Source organism: Sinomonas mesophila (assembly GCF_001999765.1).
GTDB classification, from domain to species: Bacteria; Actinomycetota; Actinomycetes; order Actinomycetales; family Micrococcaceae; genus Sinomonas; species Sinomonas mesophila.
In genome coordinates, this window is sequence record NZ_KV908323.1 from 382,238 (window position 1) to 385,083 (window position 2,846).

A 2,846-nucleotide genomic window follows, 5' to 3' on the forward strand; every position below is an offset into this window, starting at 1 on the left:
ACTGTCCGTCGCGTGCACCCCAGCCCAGGCCCGTTGTAAATTCTCAGATCAAGGCTTACAGGAGATCCCATGGCACCCTCGCCCCGCCCGGCCGGCGCCGCGGCAATCATCACGGCGACGATCACCGTGAATCCCGCGTTCGCCGTCGGACCCGTGCGCCGCGAGACGTTCGGAGCGTTCGTCGAGCATCTCGGCCGCTGTGTCTACGGCGGCATCTACGAGCCCGGCCACGCGACGGCGGACGAGGACGGCTGGCGTGGCGACGTCCTCGAGCTCACGCGCGAGCTCGGCGTGAGCACGGTCCGGTACCCCGGCGGCAACTTCGTCTCCGGCTACCGCTGGGAGGACGGGATCGGCCCCAAAGTCGAGCGGCCCGTACGGCTCGACCTTGCTTGGCATTCGACCGAGACGAACCAGGTGGGTCTCGACGACTTCGTGCGCTGGTGCGCGAAGGCTGGCGTCGAGCCGATGATGGCCGTGAACCTCGGCACGCGTGGCGTCCAGGAGGCCCTCGACATCCTCGAATACTGCAACCACCCGCGCGGCACCGCCCTCTCCGACCTCCGCCGCAAGAACGGCGCCGAGGAGCCGCATGGCGTCACGTTCTGGTGCCTCGGGAACGAGATGGACGGCCCGTGGCAGATCGGCCACAAGCCCGCCGAGGTGTACGGCCGGCTCGCCGCCGAGACGGCCCGGGCCATGCGCCTCGCGGGAGGGGATGAGCTCCGGCTCGTCGCGTGCGGCAGCTCGAGCCCCGCCATGCCCACTTTCGGAGAGTGGGAGCGCGCCGTCCTGGCCGAGACCTACGAGGTCGTGGACTACATCTCGGCCCACCAGTACTTTGACCACAGCGGCCCGCTCGAGGACCACCTTGCCGCGGGCGCCGTCATGGACCAGTTCATCCGGGACATCGTCGCCCACATCGACCACGTCAAGAGCGTCAAGAAGTCCGACAAGGACGTGCACATCTCCTTCGACGAGTGGAACGTCTGGCACATGTCCTCCCCGCGCGTCCCCGGGCCCACCGGCTCCGACTGGCCCGAGGCCCCCGCCTTGCTCGAGGACCTCTACACGGTCGCGGACGCGGTCGTCGTGGGCGACCTGCTCATCACGCTCCTGCGCCATACGGACCGCGTCCACTCGGCCTCGCTCGCCCAGCTCGTCAACGTCATCGCGCCGATCATGACGGCCCCGGACGGGCCGGCGTGGAGGCAGACGACGTTCCACCCCTTCGCGCTCACCTCAGCCCACGCGAGCGGCGAGGTGCTCCAGGTCGCGGTCCAGTCGCCGTCGTTCGCCTCTCCGGCGCACGGCGAGGTGCCCGCGCTCTCCGCCGTCGCGACGCACGACGCCGAGACCGGGGCCGTGACCGTCTTCGCCGTGAACCGCGGCACCGAGGCGGCGCTCTCGCTCACGGTGGACCTCACAGCGTTCGCCGGGCTCGGGCTCGTCGAGGCCGTCACGTACACGGGGCCGGACCCGCTGTGGCACGCGAGCGAGGAGGACGCGACGTCAGTCCTGCCCGCCCCGCTCGACGGCGTGGCGCTCGACGGCGGGACGCTCACCGCCGTCCTGCCACGCGTGAGCTGGACGATGTTCCGCCTGGGGTAGAGCCGCCGACCCCCAACCCGCCAGCCCGCGCGGCACGAGCGGGCGTTCAGGCTCGTGCCGCGCGGGCCGACCGGTTCGCTTGACCGTCACCAGCGGTGCGCGACGTCCACGATGAGGCGCGAGCCGCCCGCCGTGCCGCCGGGCCCGCCGTCGAGGATGAAGGCGCGGAACGGCAGGCGCGCCCGGACGCCGAGGCCGATCGTCGTCTGGCCCTCGAAGCTCCCGGCCCAGGCGACCTGGCGGAAGGTCGAGAAGCAGCTGACGTCGACGAGGTTGGCCGGGTCGGCGGGGGAGTACGTGGGCTGGTAGTTCGTGTCGTGGGCCGGGGACAGCGCCACGATGCGCAGGCGGGCCCCGCCGGCCAGCGGGACGAGCTGGCCGCTGCCGTCCATGGCGACGGCGTCGACGTACTCGATGCGGTAGCCGTCGACGGCGCCCGAGAAGTCCAGGACGAGGCGGTCGAAGCACTCGTGCCGGCCCGCTCGGACGTTGGTGAGGGCGGCTTGCGAGTACTCCTCGTCGACCTTGGGGAGCGATCCCCACGTGATGCCGCAGTACGGCGTCGTGCTGGAGGTGGCGGCGGTGGCGGGGGCGGCTGCGCCGAGCCCGCCGATGAGGAGGGCTGCGGCGCCGAGCGCCGCGAGGGTCTTGTTCATGGTTGGTTCCTGAGGGTGCGGTGCTGGACCCGCGGAATTCTGCGGGAATGAGCCGATCGTAGGGCCGGCCTCGCAGGCGCTGGAATGGGGTTGCGGCCATTGCTCCCCAACCGTGAAGGACGTCGCGGAACGGGGTGGAAAGCGGGCGATTCAGGTCACGGCCAAGGCAGTTCTAGAGACCTACTCGGTGGTAGTCATTACGGGCGGATCGCAGGCGTGGTTATTAACTCGGGTTGTGCAGCTGTCGAGATAGCACGCTCGTTTTGTCCATCGTCGGAAAAAACGTCTGTACAAAGTAATTCGAACCCGTTGACCGAGCTTCGGGGCCGGGTTTACCGTCATGCTCGAGACCCCCGACGGGGTCTCATCCCAACCAGGGGGAAACCGCCGGACAGCCGGCGGCTGGAAGGGAATGCGGCCTGTGGCCGCCCCGCTCGGCTCGCACCGTCGGCACGTCCGGCATGAGATCCGCACATCGCTCTCGCGGCCGCTGTCTCAGGCCTGCGATCGATACCTCTTTGGCTCTGGCCTGCTCCGCGATTCGGCGCGCCTCGGCGCGCTTGAGGGGACAGTGATCGC

2 protein-coding genes are annotated in these 2,846 nt (G+C 70.1%); one reads left to right on the top strand and one right to left on the bottom strand.

The window, feature by feature from the left end:
- The first annotated feature begins 69 nt into the window (after positions 1-69).
- Positions 70-1,611 (top strand): arabinosylfuranosidase ArfA, encoded by a 1,542-nt coding sequence (arfA, locus tag BV907_RS03700; protein ID WP_077488325.1) that lies wholly within the window; start codon positions 70-72, stop codon positions 1,609-1,611.
- Between the two features lie 86 nt (positions 1,612-1,697).
- Here arfA and BV907_RS03705 read toward each other — a convergent pair whose 3' ends face one another.
- On the bottom strand, positions 1,698-2,267 hold the full coding sequence (locus tag BV907_RS03705) for an AMIN-like domain-containing (lipo)protein (RefSeq protein WP_077488327.1): 570 nt from the start codon (positions 2,265-2,267) through the stop codon (positions 1,698-1,700).
- Positions 2,268-2,846 lie beyond the last annotated feature (579 nt).

Bases quoted from the DNA above. Each gene is read 5' to 3' on its own strand.
- arfA (WP_077488325.1), top strand. From the start codon at position 70: ATGGCACCCTCGCCCCGCCCGGCCGGCGCCGCGGCAATCATCACGGCG.
- BV907_RS03705 (WP_077488327.1), bottom strand. From the start codon at position 2,267: ATGAACAAGACCCTCGCGGCGCTCGGCGCCGCAGCCCTCCTCATCGGC.